The sequence below is a fragment of the Paenibacillus sp. MCAF9 genome (genome assembly GCF_052114265.1).
Classification (GTDB): Bacteria; Bacillota; Bacilli; order Paenibacillales; family Paenibacillaceae; genus Pristimantibacillus.
This window is the reverse complement of the sequence record NZ_JBFREL010000087.1, coordinates 1-553: the sequence shown is the minus strand read 5'-3', so window position 1 is coordinate 553 and position 553 is coordinate 1. Positions and strand designations below refer to the sequence as shown.

Here is a 553-nt window from a genome sequence, read left to right as displayed (position 1 = left end):
TATCCATTACGATAGCTGGGTTTCCCCATTCGGAAATCCTCGGATCAATGCCTGCTTACGGCTCCCCGGGGCGGTATCGTTGTTCGCCACGTCCTTCTTCGGCTCCTGGTGCCTAGGCATCCTCCGTGCGCTCTTACTAGCTTAACCAACTGCTCGTGGTGATTCGGCTTGTCCGCCGTTTTCATTTTGTTTCTCTGATCTCCTAAGACATCAAATGGTTGAAACAAAACGAAAAGAAGTCGGAACAATCTCGAACACCTCTCGCTTACGTAAAAACAACTAAAGGATGTTTCAGCAATTCTTTTTCTTTCGTTATCCAGTTTTCAAGGTGCAATTGTGTCCAYACTGCTTYCGCAGCAGGAGTGTTAGATTAACATATTCRCTYGTTACAATCAACCACTAAAAGTTGGTAACTCGCTTGTATGATTTAATCCGCTTGGCGACGTCCTACTCTCCCAAGACCCTGCGGTCTAAGTACCATCGGCGCTGAAGGGCTTAACGGTCGTGTTCGGTATGGGAACGCGTGGTTCACCTCCGCCATCGCCACCAAACG

The 553-nt window shown here is 48.5% G+C and carries 2 rRNA genes; both read right to left on the bottom strand.

Annotated features, from left to right (window positions below):
- Positions 1-147, bottom strand: a 23S ribosomal RNA gene (locus AB4Z45_RS33030); the annotation flags it as partial.
- A 287-nt stretch (positions 148-434) separates the two neighbouring features.
- Positions 435-551 (bottom strand): 5S ribosomal RNA (gene rrf, locus AB4Z45_RS33025).
- Positions 552-553: the final 2 nt, after the last annotated feature.